Origin of the sequence: Pseudomonas alkylphenolica (genome assembly GCF_016009175.1) — a bacterium.
In the GTDB taxonomy this organism is placed as follows: Bacteria; Pseudomonadota; Gammaproteobacteria; order Pseudomonadales; family Pseudomonadaceae; genus Aquipseudomonas; species Aquipseudomonas alkylphenolica_B.
In genome coordinates, this window is the sequence record NZ_JADUCM010000034.1 from 1 (window position 1) to 20,063 (window position 20,063).

The window sequence follows — 20,063 nt, forward strand, 5'->3', positions numbered from 1 at the left end:
CCGGCCGCTCCACCCCCATAATTTTGAGGGTGCCTACGCAAACAAGCCCCGTCGCGGGGGGCCGGGAAAGAACCCCCGCCCTCGCAGCGGGCGCAATGCCGGCTGCGCTGATCCAAATCAACAGCCCTCGCGTACAAATCCTCTACAACCAGCCTGGGACGTACTCACGCCCCAGCGTTGCCTGATGAATCATAAAAACGATTGCACGCCCGCATGAAGGGACCTCCCAGGCCGGGCGAATAAAGGAATATGCAATGGCTTCCGTCCGTTCGCGTCTGGCCCTGTGCGCCATGACCCTGCTACTGATCCCTGTTCTTCATGCCCGTGAGCCGATAGCGGCAACGGATTCCGAGCCGGTCGACACGGCGTTGATCGATCGCGGCAAATATGTTGCCCAACTCGGTGACTGCATCGCGTGTCATACGGCGCCGCAGGGCGCATTGATGGCAGGCGGCCTGCAGTTGCAGACGCCGATGGGCACGATCTACTCGAGCAACATCACGCCGGACCCGGACACCGGTATCGGCCGCTACAGCTTCGAACAATTCGACCGGGCCATGCGCGAAGGGGTCAATGCCGAAGGCACCCACCTCTACCCCGCCATGCCCTATCCGTCCTACGCGAAGATGACCGAAGCGGACATGCGTGCGCTGTACGCCTACCTGATGGAAGACGTGGCGCCGGTCAACCAGGCGGATCTGCCGGCGCAGATGAGCTGGCCGTTCAATATGCGTTGGGGGCTGGCACTGTGGAACTGGGTATTTCTCGACGACCAGCCGTTCGAACCCGACCCCAAACGCCCTGCGCTGATCAACCGTGGCGCTTATCTGGTGCAAGGCCTGGGTCATTGTGGTGCCTGCCATACCCCGCGTGGCATCGCCTTCCAGGAAAAGGCCATGAGCGACGCCGGCAGCAGCGGCAAGCACTTCCTTGCCGGCGAGACCGTGGAACACTGGCGCGCGCTGAGCCTGCGCAACCTGTGGACCGTACCGGATACCGTGCAGTTGCTGAAAACCGGGCAAAACCGTTTTGCAACGGTCTCCGGCAACATGGTCGATGTGATTCATCACAGCACCCAGCACTTCAGCGACGCCGACCTGACTGCCATCGCCAGCTACCTGAAGTCGCTGCCACCGGGTGAAAATGACCGCCCGATGCCGGCGCTGCCTCTGACCCGGGCCTCGGCGCCAGACGACCTGTTCAGCAGCCGTGGCGGGCTGGGCTACACCCAGTTCTGCAGCGATTGCCACCGCACCGATGGGGCCGGTGTGCCAGGCATGTTTCCACCACTGGCCGGCAACCCGAGCGTTGCCTCACGCGACCCGACGTCGCTGCTGCACATCACCCTGACCGGCTGGAAGTCGGCGCAAACCGCCACCCATTCGCGGGTCTTCAGCATGCCCGGCTTCGATCGCCTTGCCGATCAGGAGATTGCCGAGATTCTCAGTTTCGTGCGCAGCCGCTGGGGCAACAACAGTTCGGCGGTCACCCCTGCCCAGGTAAAAAAGCTGCGCGATTCGCTCAACCCACAACCTGCAGATACCACGACCTTCGATACCCCGCGCCTGGCCGACCTGCTCATGGCCCCGAACGCCGATCAGGTCATCCGTGGCATGCGCCTGCACCTGCAAACCAAGGCGCTGCTGCCCGACAACGTCGGCAATGCCTTGAATTGCACCAGCTGTCACCTGAACGCCGGCACGGTGGCCGATGGCTCACCCTTTGTCGGCGTCTCCGCTTTCTTTCCCGGCTATGCACCACGGGCGGGCAAGGTGATTACCCTGGAAGAGCGCATCAATGGTTGCTTTCGCCGCTCAATGAACGGTAAACCGATCTCCGTGCAATCGCCGGACATGCAAGCCATGGTGGCCTATTTCGACTGGATGAAGAACAACACCCAACCCGGCGACAAGGTCGCCGGACGCGGTGTCGGCAAGATCGATCCGGCGATCAAACCCGACCTTGGCAACGGCCGACAGGTGTATGCCACGCAATGTGCGGTGTGTCATGGCGTCAGCGGTGAAGGGCTGGCCCACGAAGACGGCGGCCTGATATTCCCACCGCTGTGGGGCGATCAATCCTTCAATATCGGTGCCGGCATGGCGCGCACCTACACCGCCGCAGCGTTCGTCAAACGCAATATGCCGATCGGCTTTCACGGGCGCTTTCCACTCGGCCAGGGCGGCTTGAGCGATCAGGAGGCGGTAGATGTCGCCGCCTGGTTCTCACAGCAACCGCGCCCGGACTTCGCAGACAAAGTCAAAGACTGGCCCAATGGCGGCAAACCGGTGGATGCCCGTTACTGAGGTGATCCCGAGGTGAGCGTCAGGACTGTGGTGCGAAACTTGCTGTCATTGTGATGTCAGGCATCGACCGGTAACGGCCGGTGCCTTCCCACGACTTAGCGAATCGAAGGACACACAATGAAAAAAGCATGGCTGACGCTCTCCGCACTCGCTTTGTGTCTGGCTGCGGGCAATGCCCTGGCCAAGGAATACAAGGAGCTGCGCTTCGGCGTCGATCCGTCGTATGCACCCTTTGAATCCAAAGCTGCCGATGGCAGCCTGGTAGGCTTCGATATCGACCTGGGCAACGCCGTCTGCGCCGAGCTCAAGGTCAAATGCAAATGGGTCGAAAGCGATTTCGACGGCATGATCCCGGGGCTCAAGGCCAACAAGTTCGACGGGGTCATCTCGTCGATGACCGTCACCCCGGCGCGTGAAAAGGTTATCGATTTTTCCAGCGAACTGTTCTCCGGCCCGACTTCACTGGTCTACAAAAAAGGCTCTGGCATGAGCGCTGATCCGGCCTCGCTCAAGGGCAAGACGGTCGGTTATGAGCAGGGCACCATTCAGGAGGCTTACGCCAAGGCCGTGCTGGACAAGGCCGGGGTCAAGACCCAGGCCTACCAGAACCAGGATCAGGTCTATGCCGACCTGGTTTCCGGACGTCTCGACGCTTCGATCCAGGACATGCTGCAGGCCGAACTGGGCTTCCTGAAATCCCCGCAGGGCGCCGGCTACGAAGTCAGCCAGCCGGTCGACAACGAGCTGCTGCCATCCAAGACTGCCATTGGCATCCGCAAAGGTAACAGTGAGCTGCAGGCCTTGCTGAACAAAGGTATCGAAGCGTTACACGCGGATGGCACCTACGCCGAAATCCAGAAAAAACACTTCGGTGAACTGAACCTCTACAGCGGCAAGTAACTGCGCAGGAGCGGGCAAGGCCCGCTCCTGTACCACCTGGCATAGGTTGCGTTCATGTTCGAAGACCTCCTGCACTACCTGGGGCTCTCGGCAATTGGCTTGAAGGGCTTCGGCCCCCTGCTGCTGCAAGGCACCTGGATGACTATCAAACTGTCGCTGATGTCGCTGCTGGTCAGCGTCGGCCTGGGCCTGATCGGCGCCAGCGCCAAGCTTTCGCCCCTACGCCTGCTGCGCGTACCGGCTCAGCTGTACACCACCTTGATCCGTGGCGTTCCGGACCTGGTGCTGATGCTGCTGATTTTCTACAGCCTGCAAACCTGGCTGACCAACCTGACCGACTACATGGAATGGGAATACATCGAAATCGACCCGTTCGCCGCCGGGGTCATTACCTTGGGGTTCATTTATGGCGCCTACTTCACTGAGACCTTCCGTGGCGCCATCATCGCGGTGCCGCGCGGCCAGGTCGAAGCCGCCACTGCCTACGGCCTCAAGCGCATGCAGCGCTTTCGCTTCGTGGTCTTCCCGCAGATGATGCGCTACGCCCTGCCCGGTATCGGCAACAACTGGATGGTCATGCTCAAGGCTACCGCTCTGGTCTCGATCATTGGCCTGGCCGACCTGGTCAAGGCAGCACAGGATGCCGGTAAGAGCACTTACCAGCTGTTCTACTTCCTGGTGGTCGCGGCGTTCATCTACCTGCTTATCACCAGCGCCTCGAATGTCGCGCTGCGCTGGCTGGAACGGCGCTATAACGTCGGCACCCGGGAGGCTATCCGATGATCGAGTTGCTGCAGGAATACTGGCGTGCCTTCCTCTACACCGATGGCACCCACATCACCGGGCTTGCCATGACCCTGTGGCTGCTCACCGCGTCGCTGGCCATCGGCTTTGTGTGTTCGATCCCGTTGTCGATCGCCCGGGTCTCCAGGCGCTTCTGGATCCGCTGGCCCGTGCAGTTCTACACCTACCTGTTTCGCGGCACCCCGCTGTATATCCAGTTGCTGATCTGCTACACGGGGATCTACAGCCTGGCGGCAGTACGCGAGCAACCCATGCTCGACAGCTTTTTCCGCGACGCCATGAACTGCACGATCCTGGCCTTTGCCCTGAATACCTGCGCCTACACCACGGAAATCTTCGCCGGCGCGATTCGCAGCATGAACCACGGTGAGGTGGAGGCTGCCAAAGCCTACGGGCTGCGTGGCTGGAAGCTCTATGCTTACATCATCATGCCGTCGGCACTGCGCCGCTCGTTGCCCTATTACAGCAATGAAGTGATCTTGATGTTGCACTCCACCACGGTAGCCTTTACCGCCACCGTGCCGGATATCCTCAAGGTTGCGCGCGACGCCAACTCGGCTACGTTTCTGACGTTCCAGTCGTTTGGTATCGCAGCACTGATCTACCTGTGCGTGACCTTTGCGCTGGTGGGCCTGTTTCGCCTCGCCGAACGGCGCTGGCTGGCCTTTCTAGGACCGACTCACTAGGACTGATATGCATCACTCGACCCACGACATTCTGGCCCCGGTTCCAGGTATCGCCCGCCAGATCCACAGTTTTCATTTCGGCCCACGTGGCGCCGGCAAGATCTACATTCAGGCTTCGCTGCACGCGGACGAGTTACCCGGCATGCTGGTGGCCTGGCACCTCAAGCAGCGTCTGGGCGAACTCGAAGCCCAGGGTGCGTTGCGCCGTGAAATCGTGCTGGTGCCGATTGCCAACCCGGTCGGCCTCGAACAGGTATTGATGGATGTGCCGCTGGGCCGCTACGAGCTACAGAGCGGCGAGAACTTCAACCGCAACTTCGTCGACCTGAGCGACAGCATCGGTGACCAGATCGAAGCCCACCTGAATCAGGACCCGGCACACAACCTCACGCTTATCCGCGAGTGTCTGCGCCGCGCGCTGGACGCCCAGCCCGCAAAAACGCCCTTGCAGTCGCAGCGCCTGACCTTGCAGCGCCTGGCCTGTGACGCCGAGATGGTGCTGGACCTGCACTGCGACTTCGAAGCCGTCGCCCATTTGTACACTACGCCAGAGGCCTGGCCGCTGGTCGAGCCGCTGGCACGCTACCTTGGCGCCCAGGCCAACCTGCTGGCCACCGACTCGGGCGGACAATCCTTCGACGAGTGCTTCACCCTGGTCTGGTGGCAATTGCAGCAGCGCTTTGCCAAGCAGTTCCCGATCCCCCAGGGCAGCTTCTCGGTCACGGTCGAATTGCGTGGTCAGGGTGACGTCAGCCACCCCCTGGCCGAACAGGATTGCGCGGCGATCCTCGCGTACCTGAACCATTACGGTGCCATCGAAGGCAGCATCAGCGCACTGCCGCCGCTGATGTACCCGGCCACGCCGCTGGCAGGTGTGGAGCCGGTGGTGACCCCACTGGGTGGATTATTGGTGTTTCACGTAGCGCCCGGGCAGTACCTGGAGGCCGATCAACTGATCGCAGAAGTCATCGACCCGCTCAATGACCGTGTGACCCCGGTGCGCAACCAGCAGCCCGGACTGCTTTACGCCCGCTCGTTGCGGCGTATGGCTACGGCCGGCATGGTCATTGCCCACGTGGCGGGTCACCAGGCCTACCGCAGCGGCTACCTGCTGTCGCCTTGAGCACTCACTTCCAAGAGTTCGCGCATGTACAAACTGACAATCGAAGGCCTGCACAAACGTTACGGCGAGCACCATGTGCTCAAAGGCGTCTCGCTGCAGGCGAAAACCGGCGATGTGATTTGCCTGATCGGTGCCAGCGGCTCGGGCAAGAGTACCTTCCTGCGCTGCATCAACTTCCTCGAGCAACCCAACGAGGGGCGCATGACCCTCGACGGTAACCCGGTGCACATGAGTCATGACCACCTGGGTCTGCGGGTCACCGACCCCGACGAGCTGCAGCGCCTGCGCACACGCCTGGCCATGGTCTTCCAGCACTTCAACCTGTGGAGCCATCTGAGCGTGCTGGACAACATCAGCCTGGCGCCACGGCGGGTACTGGGTGTCAGCAAACAGGAGGCCGAAGCCCGTGCGCGTCGCTACCTGGACAAGGTCGGGCTGGCCGCCCGCGTAGCTGACCAATACCCGGCGTTTCTCTCTGGCGGGCAACAGCAACGGGTCGCCATTGCCCGCGCCCTGGCCATGGAGCCGGAGGTCATGCTCTTCGACGAGCCAACGTCAGCGCTGGACCCGGAACTGGTCGGAGAAGTGCTCAAAGTGATCCAAGGGCTGGCAGAGGAAGGTCGGACCATGATTCTGGTCACCCACGAAATGGCCTTCGCACGACAAGTGGCGACGCAGGTGATGTTTCTGCATCAGGGCCTGGTAGAAGAGCAAGGGCCACCCGCCGAAGTGCTCGGAAATCCGAAAAGCGAACGCCTGCGCCAGTTTTTAAGTGGCAACCTGAAATAGGTTTCAGGCTACAGGCGCCGGCGGTGGCTCGTCTGGCAGGGTCGGCTCGCCCGGCTCCATAGGCTGCCCCTCGCCAGGAGGTGGCTGATCGGGGGTATCGGGGTCAGGTTGACCGGGCACACCGCCCGCGTGGACGGTGTGAGGGTGCGGATGAGCCAGCAGCGACCAGGCCAGCACCCCGACATGATTGGGCTGCAATACGGCCAGTTTGGCGCTGATGCTCGGGTCGAGTTTCATGGACGACTCCTGGGTGAGGTTCGCCAGGCCTGTTACCCGGCGAAACGGTTCACTGCATTGGAGCTCACAAGCGGCCAGGAATTCCCGCGTTTTGTCGGCTTACGTGCGAGGCAGGGTAACGCCGCGCTGGCCCTGGTACTTACCACCACGATCCTTGTAGGACACTTCACATTCTTCATCGGACTCGAGGAAGAGCATCTGTGCCACGCCTTCGTTGGCGTAGATTTTCGCCGGCAAGGTAGTTGTGTTGGAGAACTCCAGGGTGACGTGACCTTCCCACTCAGGCTCAAGCGGGGTCACGTTGACGATGATGCCGCAACGGGCGTAGGTGCTTTTGCCCAGGCAGATGGTCAGAACGTTGCGCGGAATACGGAAGTACTCGACGGTACGGGCCAGGGCAAAGGAGTTCGGCGGGATGATGCAGACATCGCTTTTGACATCGACAAAGCTGCCGGCGTCGAAGTTTTTCGGATCGACGGTCGCCGAGTTGATGTTGGTGAACACCTTGAACTCGTCGGCGCAGCGCACGTCGTAGCCGTAGCTGGAGACACCGAAGGAAATCAGCCGGTTATCGCTCTCGCCACGCACCTGGCGCTCGACGAACGGCTCGATCATGCCGTGTTCCTGCGCCATGCGGCGAATCCACTTGTCCGATTTGATGCTCATGGCGGGTGTCCTGAAAGTAGCGAGGTGAAAAAATCTGTGGGGCATCTTACCGGGCCTGGCGCCTGGTTCAAAGTTTCATCCGCCGTCATGCGTCGAATCCACGTATCTCGGGGCTTTGCGGCTGACCGGTAGCACCGTCAGTCATGATTTGCGCGAAAGCTCAACAAGACCATTGGCACGTTCTGGAAAAACGGTTATGGTGACGCCACTGTGCTGCACGTGTCACTGAGAATATCTACCTGATGCAAGATCTCGATCAACCCATCTTCATGAATTTTCTGCCTCTTTGCACTCAGTCTCGGCCAGGGCGTTTCCTGAGTCGTAGTTAACTTTGTCCAAGGAGACAGACCATGTCCAATCGCCAAACCGGTACCGTTAAGTGGTTCAACGATGAAAAAGGCTTCGGCTTCATCACCCCACAATCCGGTGACGACCTGTTCGTACACTTCAAAGCCATCAAAGCTGACGGCTTCAAAAGCCTGAAAGAAGGCCAACAGGTCTCTTTCATCGCTACTCGCGGTCAGAAAGGCATGCAGGCTGAGGAAGTAGAAGTTATCTAACTTCTGCTTTACAGCTTGAAGAAAGCCCCGCCCTTAACAGGCGGGGCTTTTTTTTGCCCTGCGAAAAATTCGCGGGTAACCCCGCCCCCACAGGACTCAAGGACTGCCCTGACCCTGTGGGAGCGGGTTTACCCGCGAATGCCCGATCAGTCTTCGCTGATGGTGATATTCGGCATCGCCGGCGTAGCCGCTTCTTGCAACACGATACGCGCGCCCACCTGGCGGGCCAGCTCCTGGTAAACCATGGCAATCTGGCTTTCCGGCTCAGCGATGGCTGTCGGTTTGCCGCTGTCGGCCTGCTCGCGAATCAACATCGACAATGGTAGCGAGGCCAGCAGCTCTACCCTGTACTGGGACGCCAGCTTTTCACCGCCACCCTCACCGAACAGGTGCTCGGCATGGCCGCAGTTCGAACAGATGTGCACGGCCATGTTTTCGACCACACCCAATACCGGGATGTTGACCTTGCGGAACATCTCCACGCCCTTCTTGGCATCGATCAACGCCAGGTCCTGAGGGGTGGTGACGATCACCGAGCCGGCCACCGGGACTTTTTGCGCCAGGGTCAGCTGGATATCACCAGTGCCTGGCGGCATGTCGATCACCAGGTAGTCGAGGTTGTCCCAGGCGGTCTGGGTGACCAGTTGCAGCAAGGCGCCGGAAACCATCGGGCCACGCCAGACCATCGGCGTGTTGTCGTCGGTCAGGAATGCCATGGACATGACTTCCACACCGTGCGCCTTGAGCGGCACGAACCACTTCTGATCACGGACCTGCGGGCGGGTGCGCTCGGGGATGCCAAACATCACCCCCTGGCTCGGGCCATAGATGTCGGCATCGAGGATGCCCACCCGCGCACCTTCACGGGCCAGCGCCAGGGCCAGGTTGGCAGCGGTCGTGGACTTGCCCACGCCGCCCTTGCCCGAAGCCACGGCGATGATGTTCTTGACGTTGGCCATACCCGGAATCTGGGCCTGGGACTTGTGCGCGGCGATCACACAGTCGATCTGGACCTGCGCCACCTGCACGCCATCGATACCTTCGATGGCCGTTTGCAACACCTGGGCCCAGCCGTTCTTGAACAGGCCGGCGGCATAACCCAGCTGCAGCTGGACATTGACCCGTGCCCCCTGGATATCGATGGCCTGCACACAGCCGGCGCTGACCGGGTCCTGGTTCAGGTAAGGATCGGTGTATTGGCGAAGAACGGCTTCGACGGCTGCGCGAGTGACGGCACTCATGGAGACTCCCGTGATAAAGACTGAGCAAAACAGACCACTATGCTAACCCGCAAGACAACCGGAGTTACGTCCATGGGGTGAAATAAATTTCCCGGCGTTTTATAGTGGCCGATCACCGTTTCATCTCTAGTAGCCGAAAAAAGTAGCCGAGCCCCCATGTCCGAGCCACGTCAGATTCTCGTCACCAGCGCCCTGCCCTATGCCAATGGTTCCATTCACCTTGGCCATATGCTCGAGTACGTCCAGACAGACATGTGGGTGCGCTTCCAGAAACTACGCGGCAACCAGTGCGTGTATGTCTGTGCCGACGACGCCCACGGCTCGGCCATCATGCTGCGCGCCGAAAAGGAAGGCATTACCCCCGAGCAGCTGATTGCCGCCGTACAGGCCGAGCACAGCGGCGACTTCGCCGATTTCCTGGTCGAGTTCGATAACTTCCACTCGACCCACGCCGAAGAAAACCGCGAGCTGTCGAACCAGATCTACCTCAAGCTGCGTGAAGCCGGGCACATTGCTACCCGCTCGATCACCCAGTATTTCGACCCGGACAAGAAAATGTTCCTGGCCGACCGCTTCATCAAGGGCACCTGCCCCAAGTGTGCGGCAGAAGATCAGTACGGCGACAACTGTGAAAAATGCGGCGCAACCTACGCCCCGACCGAGCTGAAGAACCCCAAGTCGGCGATTTCCGGCGCCACGCCGGTGCTCAAGGACTCCCAGCACTTCTTCTTCAAGCTGCCTGACTTCCAGGCCATGCTCCAGCAATGGACCCGCAGCGGCACCCTGCAGGACGCCGTGGCCAACAAGATCGCCGAGTGGCTGGATGCCGGCCTGCAGGAATGGGACATCTCCCGTGATGCGCCGTACTTCGGTTTCGAGATCCCGGACGAGCCGGGCAAGTATTTCTATGTGTGGCTCGATGCGCCGATCGGCTACATGGCCAGCTTCAAGAACCTCTGCGCCCGCCGTCCCGAGCTGGACTTCGACGCGTTCTGGAACAAGGACTCCAAGGCCGAGCTGTACCACTTCATCGGCAAGGACATCGTCAACTTCCACGCCCTGTTCTGGCCGGCCATGCTCGAAGGCGCCGGTTTCCGCAAGCCGACCGGCATCAACGTGCACGGCTACCTGACGGTCAACGGATCGAAGATGTCCAAGTCGCGTGGCACTTTCATCAAGGCCCGCACCTACCTGGATCACCTGGCGCCGGAATACCTCCGCTACTACTACGCCTCCAAGCTCGGCCGTGGCGTCGACGACCTCGACCTGAACCTTGAAGACTTCGTACAGAAGGTCAACTCCGACCTGGTCGGTAAAGTGGTCAACATTGCCAGCCGCTGTGCCGGCTTCATCCACAAGGGCAACGACGGCGTAATGGTCGACGGCGACGCCGCGCCAGAGCTGACCGAAGCCTTCCTCGCTGCCGCACCCGGCATTGCCGAAGCCTATGAAGGCCGCGACTTTGCTCGCGCCATGCGTGAAATCATGGGCCTGGCCGACCGCGCCAACGCCTGGATCGCCGACAAGGCGCCGTGGTCGCTGGCCAAGCAGGAAGGCAAGCAGGACGAGGTCCAGGCGATCTGTGCCCAGGGCATCAACCTGTTCCGCCAGCTGGTGATTTTCCTCAAGCCGGTACTGCCGCTGCTGGCCGCCGACGCCGAGGCATTCCTCAACGTCGCTCCGCTGACCTGGAATGACCACCAGACACGCCTGACCAACCACAAGCTGAACCCGTTCAAGGCGCTGATGAACCGTATCGAGCCTGCCAAGGTCGAGGCCATGGTCGCCGCCAGCAAGGAAGACCTGGCTGCCAGCCAGACCTCCGTAGCCACCGGCAACGGCGAGCTGAGCAAAGACCCGCTGTCGGCCGAGATCGACTTCGACACCTTTGCCGCCGTCGACCTGCGTGTCGCCCTGATCCTCAAGGCCGAAGCGGTTGAAGGTGCCGACAAGCTGCTGCGCCTGACTCTGGACATCGGTGACGAGCAGCGCAACGTGTTCTCCGGCATCAAGTCGGCTTACCCGGACCCGGCCAAACTCGAAGGTCGCCTGACCATGATGATTGCCAACCTCAAGCCACGCAAAATGCGCTTTGGCGTCTCCGAGGGCATGGTCATGGCCGCCGGCCCTGGCGGTGAAGAAATCTACCTGCTCAGCCCTGACAGCGGCGCCAAGCCAGGTCAGCGCATCAAGTAAGCCGCTCGCCCCGGACAATTGCGTCCGGGGCGTTCTCATCCTTGCGTCATTGCCGGATAATGGCGAACAGCCTTGGCAATGTGCACCTCCATGAGCGAATTCATCCTGGCACTGATCAGCGCCGCGCTGATCAACAACCTGGTCCTGCACCAGGGACTGGCCATCGACCCGGTCTTGAACGCGTCCAGGGAAAGTGACCGCCGTCGACTTCATGCCCTGGGCCTGTCAACGCTTGCGCTACTGGTGGTGACCTGCAACCTGGGCCGGTTGATTTACCTCTACGCCTTGCAACCCTTGCAACTTGAATACCTTCGCCTGTTCGTTTTCCTGCCCCTGTGTATCGTGCTGATCGAACCATTGCTAAGCCTGCTGTCGCGCGCAGTTCCCACTTTGCCCTTTGACGGTTTGATGCCCTTGTTGCTGAGCAATGTGGCACTGCTCGGTCTAACCCTGCAGGTCACTGAAGGCGGTTACGGTGCCGTTCAGACCCTGGCCTGGAGCCTGGGCTCCGGCCTGGGGTTCTGGCTGGCCCTGGGGCTGTTCGCCGATCTGCTTCAACGCAGCGACAATGAGGCGATTGCCGTGAGTCTTCGTGGCTGGCCGATTGCTTTGATCGGGGCAGGGGTAATGGCTTTGGCGTTTCTCGGCTTCAACGGATTATTTACATCATGAGTCTGATTCAACGCATCGACGCCCTGCTGCCGCAGACCCAGTGCGGCAAGTGTGGCCACCCTGGCTGCAAGCCCTATGCAGAGGGCTTGGCCAAGGGCGAGGCGATCAACAAATGCCCGCCCGGTGGCAGCGAGACCATCGCCGCCCTGGCTGCGCTACTGCACGTACCCGTCATTGCCCTGGACACCGAACGCGGTAGCGCGCCCCCTCAGGTTGCCTTCATCCGCGAAGCCGAATGCATCGGCTGTACAAAATGCATCCAGGCCTGCCCGGTTGATGCGATTGTCGGCGCGGCTAAATTGATGCACACGGTGATCCGCACCGAATGCACGGGCTGCGACCTCTGCGTGGCACCCTGCCCGGTGGACTGCATCGACCTGCTACCACTCGAAGCCAATAGCAACATCATACCGATTGTCGGTGGCCTGGCCACAGATGCCGAAGCCTTGGCCGCACGCCGCCAAAAACGCAATCAGGCACGGCGACGCTTCGAGTTGCGCAACAGTCGGCTGCAACGCGAAGAAGCGCGCAAACAGGCCGAGCGTGCAAACCGCATTCAACGTCCCCCAGCAGCCAGCAACCAGACAGTGGTCAGCGATGATCCGATCAAAGCGGCTATCGAGCGAGTAAAGGCACAAAAAGCAGCCGCCGCCGATGCTGCCTTGAAAAAGGCCAAGATCGCTGCCGCCATGAGCCGGGCACAGCTCAGCAAAGCCAGAACCGCCTTTGGTGAAGCGCCCAACGATGCGCAGCGGGCACAACTGGCGGAACTCGAGCTGGAGGCCCAAACCGCCCAGGCCCACCTACAGGCCTTGCAACCGGTCAGCGCCGATGCCAGCCACTGACACTCAGGAGCGCCTGCGCAGCAGCATGATGCTGGTGCTCCTGGCCTGCCTGCCCGGTGTGCTGACACTGCTCTGGCAACATGGCTGGGGGTTGCTGTTCTCGTTGTTCCTCTGTGCGGCCACCGCCCTGGCGAGCGAAGCATTGCTACTCAAACTGCAGCGCCTGCCAGTCCTCGCCTCGCTCAATGATGGAAGCGCCCTGGTCAGTGCCACGCTGCTGGCTGTCGCACTCCCCGCCTACGCCCCCTGGTGGATCCCGGTGATTGCCACCGCAAGCGCCATCGCCGTGGGCAAACACCTCTATGGTGGCGTGGGTAAAAACCTGTTCAACCCGGCCATGCTGGGCTATGCCGTGGTCTTGCTGACCTTCCCGCAGCACATGACCCAATGGCCGGGTGCGCAATTACTGGATCTCGCCACCAGCGTGCAGCACGTATTTGGCGTAAGCAGCAGCGAACAGCCGGACGCCTGGGTGCAGGCAACGATCCTTGACGGCTTGCGCAATAACCGCAGCCTGACCCTGGATGAACTGTTCGCCAGCCATCCGGGCTTTGGCCACTACGGCGGCAAAGGCGGCGAATGGGTCAACCTGGCGTTTCTGCTGGGCGGATTGCTGTTGCTAAACCGCAAGATCATCAGCTGGCATGCACCGGTCGGTCTGCTGGCCAGTCTGTTTGTCATCAGCCTTCTATGCTGGAACGGCTCGGGCTCCGACTCCAACGGCTCTCCGTTGCTGCACCTGCTGAGCGGCTCCACCATGCTGGCGGCATTTTTCATTGCTACAGAGCCGGTTTCCGGGCCCAGGTTGCCTCAGGCAAGGCTATTGTTCGGCATCGGCATTGGCGTGCTGATCTACCTGATTCGCACCTGGGGCAGCTATCCCGACGGTACCGCTTTTGCGGTACTGCTGATGAACCTCTGTGTACCGGCACTGGAGCGCTGGGCCGGGCGTCGGCAAGCGGTGTCATCATGAACCGCATAACCGTTCGCAGTGCGGTGCTGCTGGTGCTGATCACCCTGTTGACGGTCGGTATCGCCGTAACCTGGCAACACGTGTTCTCACCCACCATCAACCTGGCACAGAAGCAGCTCAAGGCGCGCACCTGGTTGAGTGTTCTGCCGCCAACGTCCTACGACAACCAGCCTTTGGACGCACCCTTGGCGCTGGAAGACTCCGTTCTGGCACACAGTCAGCTGGTGGCAGGCTATCGCGCCACATTGAACGGCCAGGCCACCGCCGTGGTGCTTCACTGCAAAGCCCAGGGCTACGGCGGGCCTCTCGAGCTGCTGATCGCTATCGATAACCAGGGGCGCGTCATCGGCACCAAGGTACTGCGCCAGCAGGAAACGCCTGGTCTGGGCGCAAGACTGGTGGAAACCGGCAACCATTGGCTGGAGCATTTCAACGGGGCGAGCCGTCAGACCACAGCCGATGCCAGCTGGGCCATTAAGCGCGACAGCGGCCAGTTCGACCAATTGGCAGGAGCAACAGTCACCTCACGCGCCGTCATCCATGCCGTACACGATGCACTGCGCTACTTCGACGATCACCGCCAACGCTTGCTCGGAGAAGACCGGGATGAATAGACACTGGCTGGCTGCAGTGAGCCTGGCGCCGTTGTTGGGTGCAACCCAGACGCTGCTCGGCGCGTGCGCCATTGCCGCCTTCTGCGTGACATTGATTGGCCTCCATCACCTGATCATGAACCCGCTGCAGCGCTGGCTGGAGACTCGTGCCAGGATGCTGGCCAGCGTGTTGTTGGCCGCCATGTTAGCCACCTGCCTGGAACTGGGGCTGCGTGCCTGGGCCTTGCCGCTGTACCAGTCGCTAAGCCCCTATCCGGCCTTGATCGCCGTACAATGCGTGGTTTTCGAACATGCACAAGGCAAACATCGTCGCTGGCAAAACGTCGCCCAATGGCTAGGCGCATTTGCCGCCTTGTGTGTCGCACTGGGGGCATGCCGCGAAGTGCTCGCGGACTGGGCGGGTATCCGTCTGGCTGCGCTGCTCCCTGGTGCACTGTTTCTGTTGGGCCTGTTGCTTGCCCTGTACAACCGGGTTTGCCGCACCAAGCCCTCTCACGCCGTCAAGGAAAGCGTTGACCCATGAATGCTGCCAAACGCCTGGAAATATTTCGCAGGCTGCACGAAGACAACCCTGAGCCCAAGACAGAGCTGGCCTACACCACCCCTTTCGAGCTGCTGATTTCGGTCATTCTTTCGGCCCAGGCCACTGACGTCAGCGTGAACAAGGCGACGGCCAAACTGTATCCGGTCGCCAATACCCCGGAAGCCATCTATGCACTGGGCGTAGAAGGACTTTCGCAGTACATAAAGACCATCGGCCTGTACAACAGTAAGGCCCGCAATGTCATCGAGACCTGCCGGCTACTGATTGAACAGCATGGCAGCCAGGTGCCTGAAACCCGCGAGGCACTCGAAGCGTTGCCCGGTGTGGGTCGAAAAACCGCCAACGTGGTACTCAACACGGCATTCCGGCAACTGGCAATGGCAGTGGACACGCACATTTTCCGGGTCAGCAACCGCACCGGTATTGCGCCGGGCAAGACAGTGCTTGAAGTGGAAAAAGCGCTGATGAAGTTTGTACCCAAAGCCTATCTGCTCGATGCGCATCACTGGTTGATCCTGCATGGGCGCTATGTATGCCTCGCACGCAAACCGCGTTGTGGCAGTTGCCGTATCGAAGACTTGTGCGAATACAAGCAGAAAACCTCGGACGATTGAGAAGATAGTTAAAACTGTGCCTGGCCGATTGAAAAAATCTTTTTTACCCGCTCACGGATTCTCGCTATAAGGTGCGCCAATGGCCCTCTCGGCTTGGAGTGACTTATGAGCACCGATAAAGAAGACCTGGATGTAGATGACGAAGTGGTTGCGGAGGATCCGATTGACGAACCGGTTGAAACAGCGAAGACCAACCTGAGCAAACGTCGCACCATTGACAACCTTCTGGAAGAGCGCCGCTTGAAGAAACAACTGGCCGACTACGATTTCGATCTCTGACCCTTCACTCTCAAGCACACCTGCTACATCCTCACAAAAAAGCCTCCTTGATGGAGGCTTTTTTGCTTACCGCTTCGTCAAACCAGGCCGTTGCGTTGTGCCAGTTCGATCAGATCAACCAATGAACGCGCATTGAGCTTGAGCAGGAGCCGCGTCTTGTAGGTGCTGACTGTCTTGTTGCTGAGGAACATGCCATCGGCAATTTCCTTGTTGGTCTTGCCGCGGGCCAGTTGCTGCAACACCATCATCTCCCGCCCCGACAGACGCTCGACCATGTCTGCCTCGCTGATGCCCCCCAGGTTGGAGCGTACCGAATGCAGGGCCTGGTTCGGGAAGTAGCTGTAGCCCGACAATACCGCCTTGATTGCGCTGAGCAACTCGGTGAGGTCCTGCTGCTTGCAGACATAGCCAGCGGCCCCCGCCTGCATGCAGCGCATTGAAAAGTGCCCCGGTGCCTGGGAGGTCAATACCAGCACCTTGGCCCCCGGGCAGGTACAGGTGAGGCGGGCGATGACTTCAAGGCCATCGAGCTTGGGGATGCCGATGTCCAGAATGACAATGTTCGGGTCATGTTCGCGCGCCAGTTGCAAAGCGTCTACACCATTGTCCGTCTCCGCGATGACTTCATAACCATGCCGCTCCATCAGCATGCGTACCGCCAGGCGAATGACCGGATGATCATCCACGATCAGCACTTTATTCATGGGCAGATCCAATTGTTCACTGTTCGATTTTTTTTGAGCCCGCACAATAGCCTAGTCACAAGGCTTATTGTATTGCAGCGCCCGCGAGCAAATGCACACAAGGATAAAACCTACACCTACAAAGGATTGGTCCTACAAAACTTGGCATTTATGATGCCAATAGCCGCGTTAAAGCCACCCCGAAGTGCAGACCAATCTTCATGACTCAAAGTAACACCAAACGACAAATACAACCCAGTCAACAACACCATAAAACGCGCAGGAAAAATCCTATACCGTCGTTTGATATTTACCAAACCCTATAAGACCCACCCAATTTAAAGGGTAATAAGTTCTCCAAACAGAAACACCACCCGGTGCCCTTTCAGCGATTTTTCACGGTTAACTGCATTACGGCTAACTCGAATCGGAGGAGACGGCCATGAGCAATGCAGAGCCGAAAAGCCCTTTGACCATCATTGCGATTTTCGCCGGCATTATCGAAGCCTCCGCACTGGCATCGCTGCCTTTTTTAAGCGAGGACAGTCAGAGCATATACACGTGGTTCTTGGTCGGCTTTCCATTTTTCCTCACCGTATTATTCTTCCTGACGCTCAACTTCAACAACAAAACGCTGTTTACACCGCCAGCCACGAATCTAAACAACGCTATTGCTCCGCCCATAGCCATTACGCCGAAAACACAGGACAACATCGAAGCAAATGAAACAATGCAACTAAAAACCCACACTGAAGAGGACAACACCCCGATCGACAATACTTCCCTCGCGACAGTGGCCATTACGTTGAGCGGCGCAAAAGCCAATCAACTAACCCAGCACTTTGTAATGCTCGCACTGAATCAGGCGGAGTCACATGGCACTCACTGGGTTGTTTACAACCTGGAGACCGGCACGCGCACGACACTGAACACTCAGCCGATTGACAGGTAAAAAAAAGCCCCGGCCATGGCCGGGGCTTTTCTCAACGGGGGTTCAGATCAACGAACGACCCTTGTTTGCTGCAATACGCATGCGCAGCGCATTGAGCTTGATGAAGCCCGCAGCATCGGCCTGGTTGTAAGCACCGCCGTCTTCTTCGAAGGTCGCGATATTGGCATCAAACAGCGAGTCGTCGGACTTGCGCCCGGTAACGATGACGTTGCCCTTGTACAGCTTCAGGCGCACGACGCCATTCACGTTGACCTGGGAAGCGTCGATCATCTGCTGCAGCATCAGACGCTCCGGGCTCCACCAGTAGCCGGTGTAGATCAGGCTGGCGTACTTGGGCATCAGCTCGTCTTTGAGGTGAGCGACTTCGCGGTCCAGGGTGATCGACTCGATGGCGCGGTGAGCGCGCAGCATGATGGTGCCGCCCGGGGTCTCGTAGCAACCACGGGACTTCATGCCGACATAGCGGTTCTCGACGATGTCCAGACGACCGATACCGTTTTCACCGCCAATGCGGTTCAGGGTGGCCAGAACGGTGGCCGGGGTCATTTCAACGCCGTCCAGGGCAACGATGTCACCGTTGCGGTAAGTCAGTTCCAGGTAGGTAGGAACGTCCGGCGCGGCTTCTGGCGACTTGGTCCATTTCCACATGTCTTCTTCGTGTTCGGTCCAGGTATCCTCCAGCACCCCACCCTCGTAGGAGATGTGCAGCAGGTTGGCGTCCATCGAATACGGAGATTTCTTTTTGCCGTGACGCTCGATCGGGATCGCGTGCTTCTCGGCATAGTCCATCAGCTTCTCGCGGGACAGCAGGTCCCACTCACGCCATGGCGCGATAACCTTGACGCCCGGCTTGAGCGCATAGGCGCCCAGTTCGAAACGCACCTGGTCGTTACCTTTACCGGTCGCACCATGGGAAATGGCGTCGGCGCCGGTTTCATTGGCGATTTCGATCAGGCGTTTGGCGATCAGCGGACGAGCGATGGAAGTACCCAGCAGGTACTCGCCTTCGTAAACGGTGTTGGCGCGGAACATCGGGAAGACGAAGTCGCGCACGAATTCTTCGCGCAGGTCATCAATGTAGATTTCCTTCACGCCCATGGCCTGAGCCTTGGCGCGGGCCGGTTCGACCTCTTCGCCCTGCCCCAGGTCGGCGGTGAAAGTCACCACTTCACAGTTGTAGGTATCCTGCAGCCACTTGAGAATCACCGAAGTATCAAGGCCGCCGGAATACGCCAGTACGACCTTTTTTACGTCCGCCATGCCATCACTCCACGGGGTTTTACGGAAAGCCGTTGATTCTACCGGCCTTGCCGAAAAAATTACAGTGGGGCGACAGCTTGTGACGACAAAGCGACAGGAACTGTCGACGGCGCGACGGACGGTCGCACCTCAGGACTTAACAGACGACGTGCCGACGTCGTTCTGCACCGCGGGTGTCGAGACCGGCGCCGGCGGATTCTGCGCGGCCTGCTCTACCGGTTTTTCTACCGGCGCAACGCGATCGAGTTCGACATTCACCCGCCGATTACGCGCGCGATTGCCGGCCGAGTTGTTCGCCGCCAGCGGATAACGCTCACCATGAAAACGCACGGTGATCCGGTCTTCCGGGATGCCGTTGGCTTTCAGGTACTCCATGACCGCCAGGGCCCGGCGCCGGGACAGGTCACGGTTGGTCAGGCGATTGCCGCTGTTGTCCGAGTGGCCGTTGAGTTCAATATGGTTGACCGTAGGATCAGCCTTGAGGAAGGCCAGAATGACGTCAAGACGCGCTTTGGCATCTGCGTCCAGGTCTATACCACCGCCCGGGAAGCCGACCCGGGTCTGGCGCACCTGGTCGTAGTTCATCGGCAACAGTTTGGCGGCGCACAGCTGATAATCGGCGTAAGCCTTGCTGAATTTCACCGGCAACAAACGCACTTCCATCGAACGCCCGGCTTCGCCCGCATAATTGCGCACCACGGTACTGCGGCCGTCGAGCAGGCCGTTGATCAGGCGGCTGGCCTGGCCCTGGCTGCTATTGAACAGCACTCCGTTGCGGGCCATGCGCACCGAGCCCAGGTTGATGTCCCCGCGCCCCGGCTGCCAGGGCGCTGCGGCCGCGAGCAGGGTCGCTGCCCCCGTGCCCAGCACGTTAGTACTCGAGCGCAACTGGAAGGTGGCCTGCTCACCGGCACGACGCACGAACTCACCGCTGCCGAAATCGGCAACCGGCTGGACCAATCGGCACTCGAACTGATCGCCTTCGACCTTCCACTCGATATTCTCCAGACGGGTCTGGAACGTGAGTGCTGTCGCGGGCAGGCAGGCAAACACACTGAGCAGGGCAAGATAACGCTGGCGCACGGGCGGCTCCACAAAATTTCACGGTATACCCGCAGG

At 59.9% G+C, this 20,063-nt stretch carries 21 protein-coding genes and 1 pseudogene; 16 read left to right on the plus strand and 6 right to left on the minus strand.

Annotation, left to right across the window (positions count from 1 at the left end):
* The first annotated feature begins 254 nt into the window (after positions 1–254).
* From I5S59_RS22225 to I5S59_RS22250, 6 genes are all read left to right on the plus strand, one after another.
* Positions 255–2,306, plus strand: a complete 2,052-nt coding sequence (locus I5S59_RS22225; protein ID WP_232239915.1) for a c-type cytochrome — start codon at positions 255–257, stop codon at positions 2,304–2,306.
* Between the two features lie 117 nt (positions 2,307–2,423).
* Entirely contained in the window at positions 2,424–3,206 is a 783-nt protein-coding gene (locus I5S59_RS22230) for a transporter substrate-binding domain-containing protein (protein WP_197878497.1), read from the plus strand.
* A gap of 54 nt (positions 3,207–3,260) precedes the next feature.
* The gene (locus I5S59_RS22235; RefSeq protein ID WP_197878498.1) at positions 3,261–3,989 is read left to right on the plus strand and encodes an ABC transporter permease; all 729 of its coding nucleotides are present in this window, start codon (positions 3,261–3,263) and stop codon (positions 3,987–3,989) included.
* A complete protein-coding gene (locus I5S59_RS22240) occupies positions 3,986–4,696 on the plus strand; it encodes an ABC transporter permease (protein ID WP_197878499.1) in 711 nt (236 codons plus the stop codon). Before I5S59_RS22235 ends, I5S59_RS22240 begins: the two co-directional genes overlap by 4 nt.
* A gap of 7 nt (positions 4,697–4,703) precedes the next feature.
* Positions 4,704–5,819 (plus strand): succinylglutamate desuccinylase/aspartoacylase family protein, encoded by a 1,116-nt coding sequence (locus I5S59_RS22245; RefSeq protein ID WP_197878500.1) that lies wholly within the window; start codon positions 4,704–4,706, stop codon positions 5,817–5,819.
* A gap of 24 nt (positions 5,820–5,843) precedes the next feature.
* The gene (locus I5S59_RS22250; RefSeq protein WP_197878501.1) at positions 5,844–6,608 is read left to right on the plus strand and encodes an ABC transporter ATP-binding protein; all 765 of its coding nucleotides are present in this window, start codon (positions 5,844–5,846) and stop codon (positions 6,606–6,608) included.
* 3 nt (positions 6,609–6,611) lie between these two features.
* On the opposite strand, the gene I5S59_RS22255 is transcribed toward I5S59_RS22250, so the two are convergent.
* Positions 6,612–6,845 (minus strand): hypothetical protein, encoded by a 234-nt coding sequence (locus tag I5S59_RS22255; protein ID WP_197878502.1) that lies wholly within the window; start codon positions 6,843–6,845, stop codon positions 6,612–6,614.
* A gap of 99 nt (positions 6,846–6,944) precedes the next feature.
* The gene (gene dcd, locus I5S59_RS22260) at positions 6,945–7,511 is read right to left on the minus strand and encodes a dCTP deaminase (RefSeq protein WP_028943496.1); all 567 of its coding nucleotides are present in this window, start codon (positions 7,509–7,511) and stop codon (positions 6,945–6,947) included.
* A gap of 350 nt (positions 7,512–7,861) precedes the next feature.
* Between dcd and I5S59_RS22265 the strand changes: the two genes are divergently transcribed.
* On the plus strand, positions 7,862–8,071 hold the full coding sequence (locus tag I5S59_RS22265; RefSeq protein WP_028943495.1) for a cold-shock protein: 210 nt from the start codon (positions 7,862–7,864) through the stop codon (positions 8,069–8,071).
* A gap of 146 nt (positions 8,072–8,217) precedes the next feature.
* Here the strand turns inward: I5S59_RS22265 and apbC are convergent, their stop codons facing one another.
* On the minus strand, positions 8,218–9,312 hold the full coding sequence (apbC, locus tag I5S59_RS22270; RefSeq protein ID WP_197878503.1) for an iron-sulfur cluster carrier protein ApbC: 1,095 nt from the start codon (positions 9,310–9,312) through the stop codon (positions 8,218–8,220).
* A 156-nt stretch (positions 9,313–9,468) separates the two neighbouring features.
* Between apbC and metG the strand changes: the two genes are divergently transcribed.
* From metG to I5S59_RS22310, 8 genes and pseudogenes are all read left to right on the plus strand, one after another.
* The gene (gene metG, locus I5S59_RS22275; protein ID WP_197878504.1) at positions 9,469–11,508 is read left to right on the plus strand and encodes a methionine--tRNA ligase; all 2,040 of its coding nucleotides are present in this window, start codon (positions 9,469–9,471) and stop codon (positions 11,506–11,508) included.
* Positions 11,509–11,598: 90 nt separating this feature from the next.
* The gene (locus I5S59_RS22280; protein WP_197878505.1) at positions 11,599–12,180 is read left to right on the plus strand and encodes an Rnf-Nqr domain containing protein; all 582 of its coding nucleotides are present in this window, start codon (positions 11,599–11,601) and stop codon (positions 12,178–12,180) included.
* Positions 12,177–13,010: pseudogene (gene rsxB / locus I5S59_RS22285) on the plus strand (electron transport complex subunit RsxB); the annotation flags it as partial. The gene I5S59_RS22280 and the pseudogene rsxB, both read left to right, overlap by 4 nt.
* A gap of 43 nt (positions 13,011–13,053) precedes the next feature.
* Entirely contained in the window at positions 13,054–13,998 is a 945-nt protein-coding gene (locus I5S59_RS22290) for an RnfABCDGE type electron transport complex subunit D (protein ID WP_420066467.1), read from the plus strand.
* On the plus strand, positions 13,995–14,612 hold the full coding sequence (locus I5S59_RS22295; RefSeq protein ID WP_197878508.1) for an RnfABCDGE type electron transport complex subunit G: 618 nt from the start codon (positions 13,995–13,997) through the stop codon (positions 14,610–14,612). The genes I5S59_RS22290 and I5S59_RS22295 overlap by 4 nt, the downstream gene beginning before the upstream one ends.
* Positions 14,605–15,135 (plus strand): Rnf-Nqr domain containing protein, encoded by a 531-nt coding sequence (locus tag I5S59_RS22300; RefSeq protein WP_197878509.1) that lies wholly within the window; start codon positions 14,605–14,607, stop codon positions 15,133–15,135. The genes I5S59_RS22295 and I5S59_RS22300 overlap by 8 nt, the downstream gene beginning before the upstream one ends.
* A complete protein-coding gene (gene nth, locus I5S59_RS22305) occupies positions 15,132–15,770 on the plus strand; it encodes an endonuclease III (RefSeq protein WP_197878510.1) in 639 nt (212 codons plus the stop codon). The genes I5S59_RS22300 and nth overlap by 4 nt, the downstream gene beginning before the upstream one ends.
* 105 nt (positions 15,771–15,875) lie before the next feature.
* Complete coding sequence (locus tag I5S59_RS22310; RefSeq protein ID WP_197878511.1) at positions 15,876–16,049, plus strand: PA3496 family putative envelope integrity protein; 174 nt, start codon at positions 15,876–15,878, stop codon at positions 16,047–16,049.
* 77 nt (positions 16,050–16,126) lie between these two features.
* Here the strand turns inward: I5S59_RS22310 and I5S59_RS22315 are convergent, their stop codons facing one another.
* Positions 16,127–16,753 carry a response regulator transcription factor gene (locus tag I5S59_RS22315; RefSeq protein ID WP_197878512.1) on the minus strand — a complete coding sequence of 209 codons (627 nt, stop codon included), beginning with the start codon at positions 16,751–16,753 and terminating at the stop codon, positions 16,127–16,129.
* Positions 16,754–17,174: 421 nt separating this feature from the next.
* Here I5S59_RS22315 and I5S59_RS26490 point away from each other — a divergent pair, with 421 nt between their 5' ends.
* Positions 17,175–17,684, plus strand: a complete 510-nt coding sequence (locus tag I5S59_RS26490) for a hypothetical protein (protein ID WP_232239916.1) — start codon at positions 17,175–17,177, stop codon at positions 17,682–17,684.
* 42 nt (positions 17,685–17,726) lie between these two features.
* Here the strand turns inward: I5S59_RS26490 and I5S59_RS22325 are convergent, their stop codons facing one another.
* Both I5S59_RS22325 and I5S59_RS22330 read right to left on the minus strand, forming a co-directional pair.
* Positions 17,727–18,944: an argininosuccinate synthase gene (locus I5S59_RS22325; protein ID WP_128324098.1), complete on the minus strand. Its 1,218-nt coding sequence runs from the start codon at positions 18,942–18,944 to the stop codon at positions 17,727–17,729.
* Between the two features lie 129 nt (positions 18,945–19,073).
* Positions 19,074–20,027 carry a flagellar protein MotY gene (locus tag I5S59_RS22330; RefSeq protein WP_197878513.1) on the minus strand — a complete coding sequence of 318 codons (954 nt, stop codon included), beginning with the start codon at positions 20,025–20,027 and terminating at the stop codon, positions 19,074–19,076.
* Positions 20,028–20,063 lie beyond the last annotated feature (36 nt).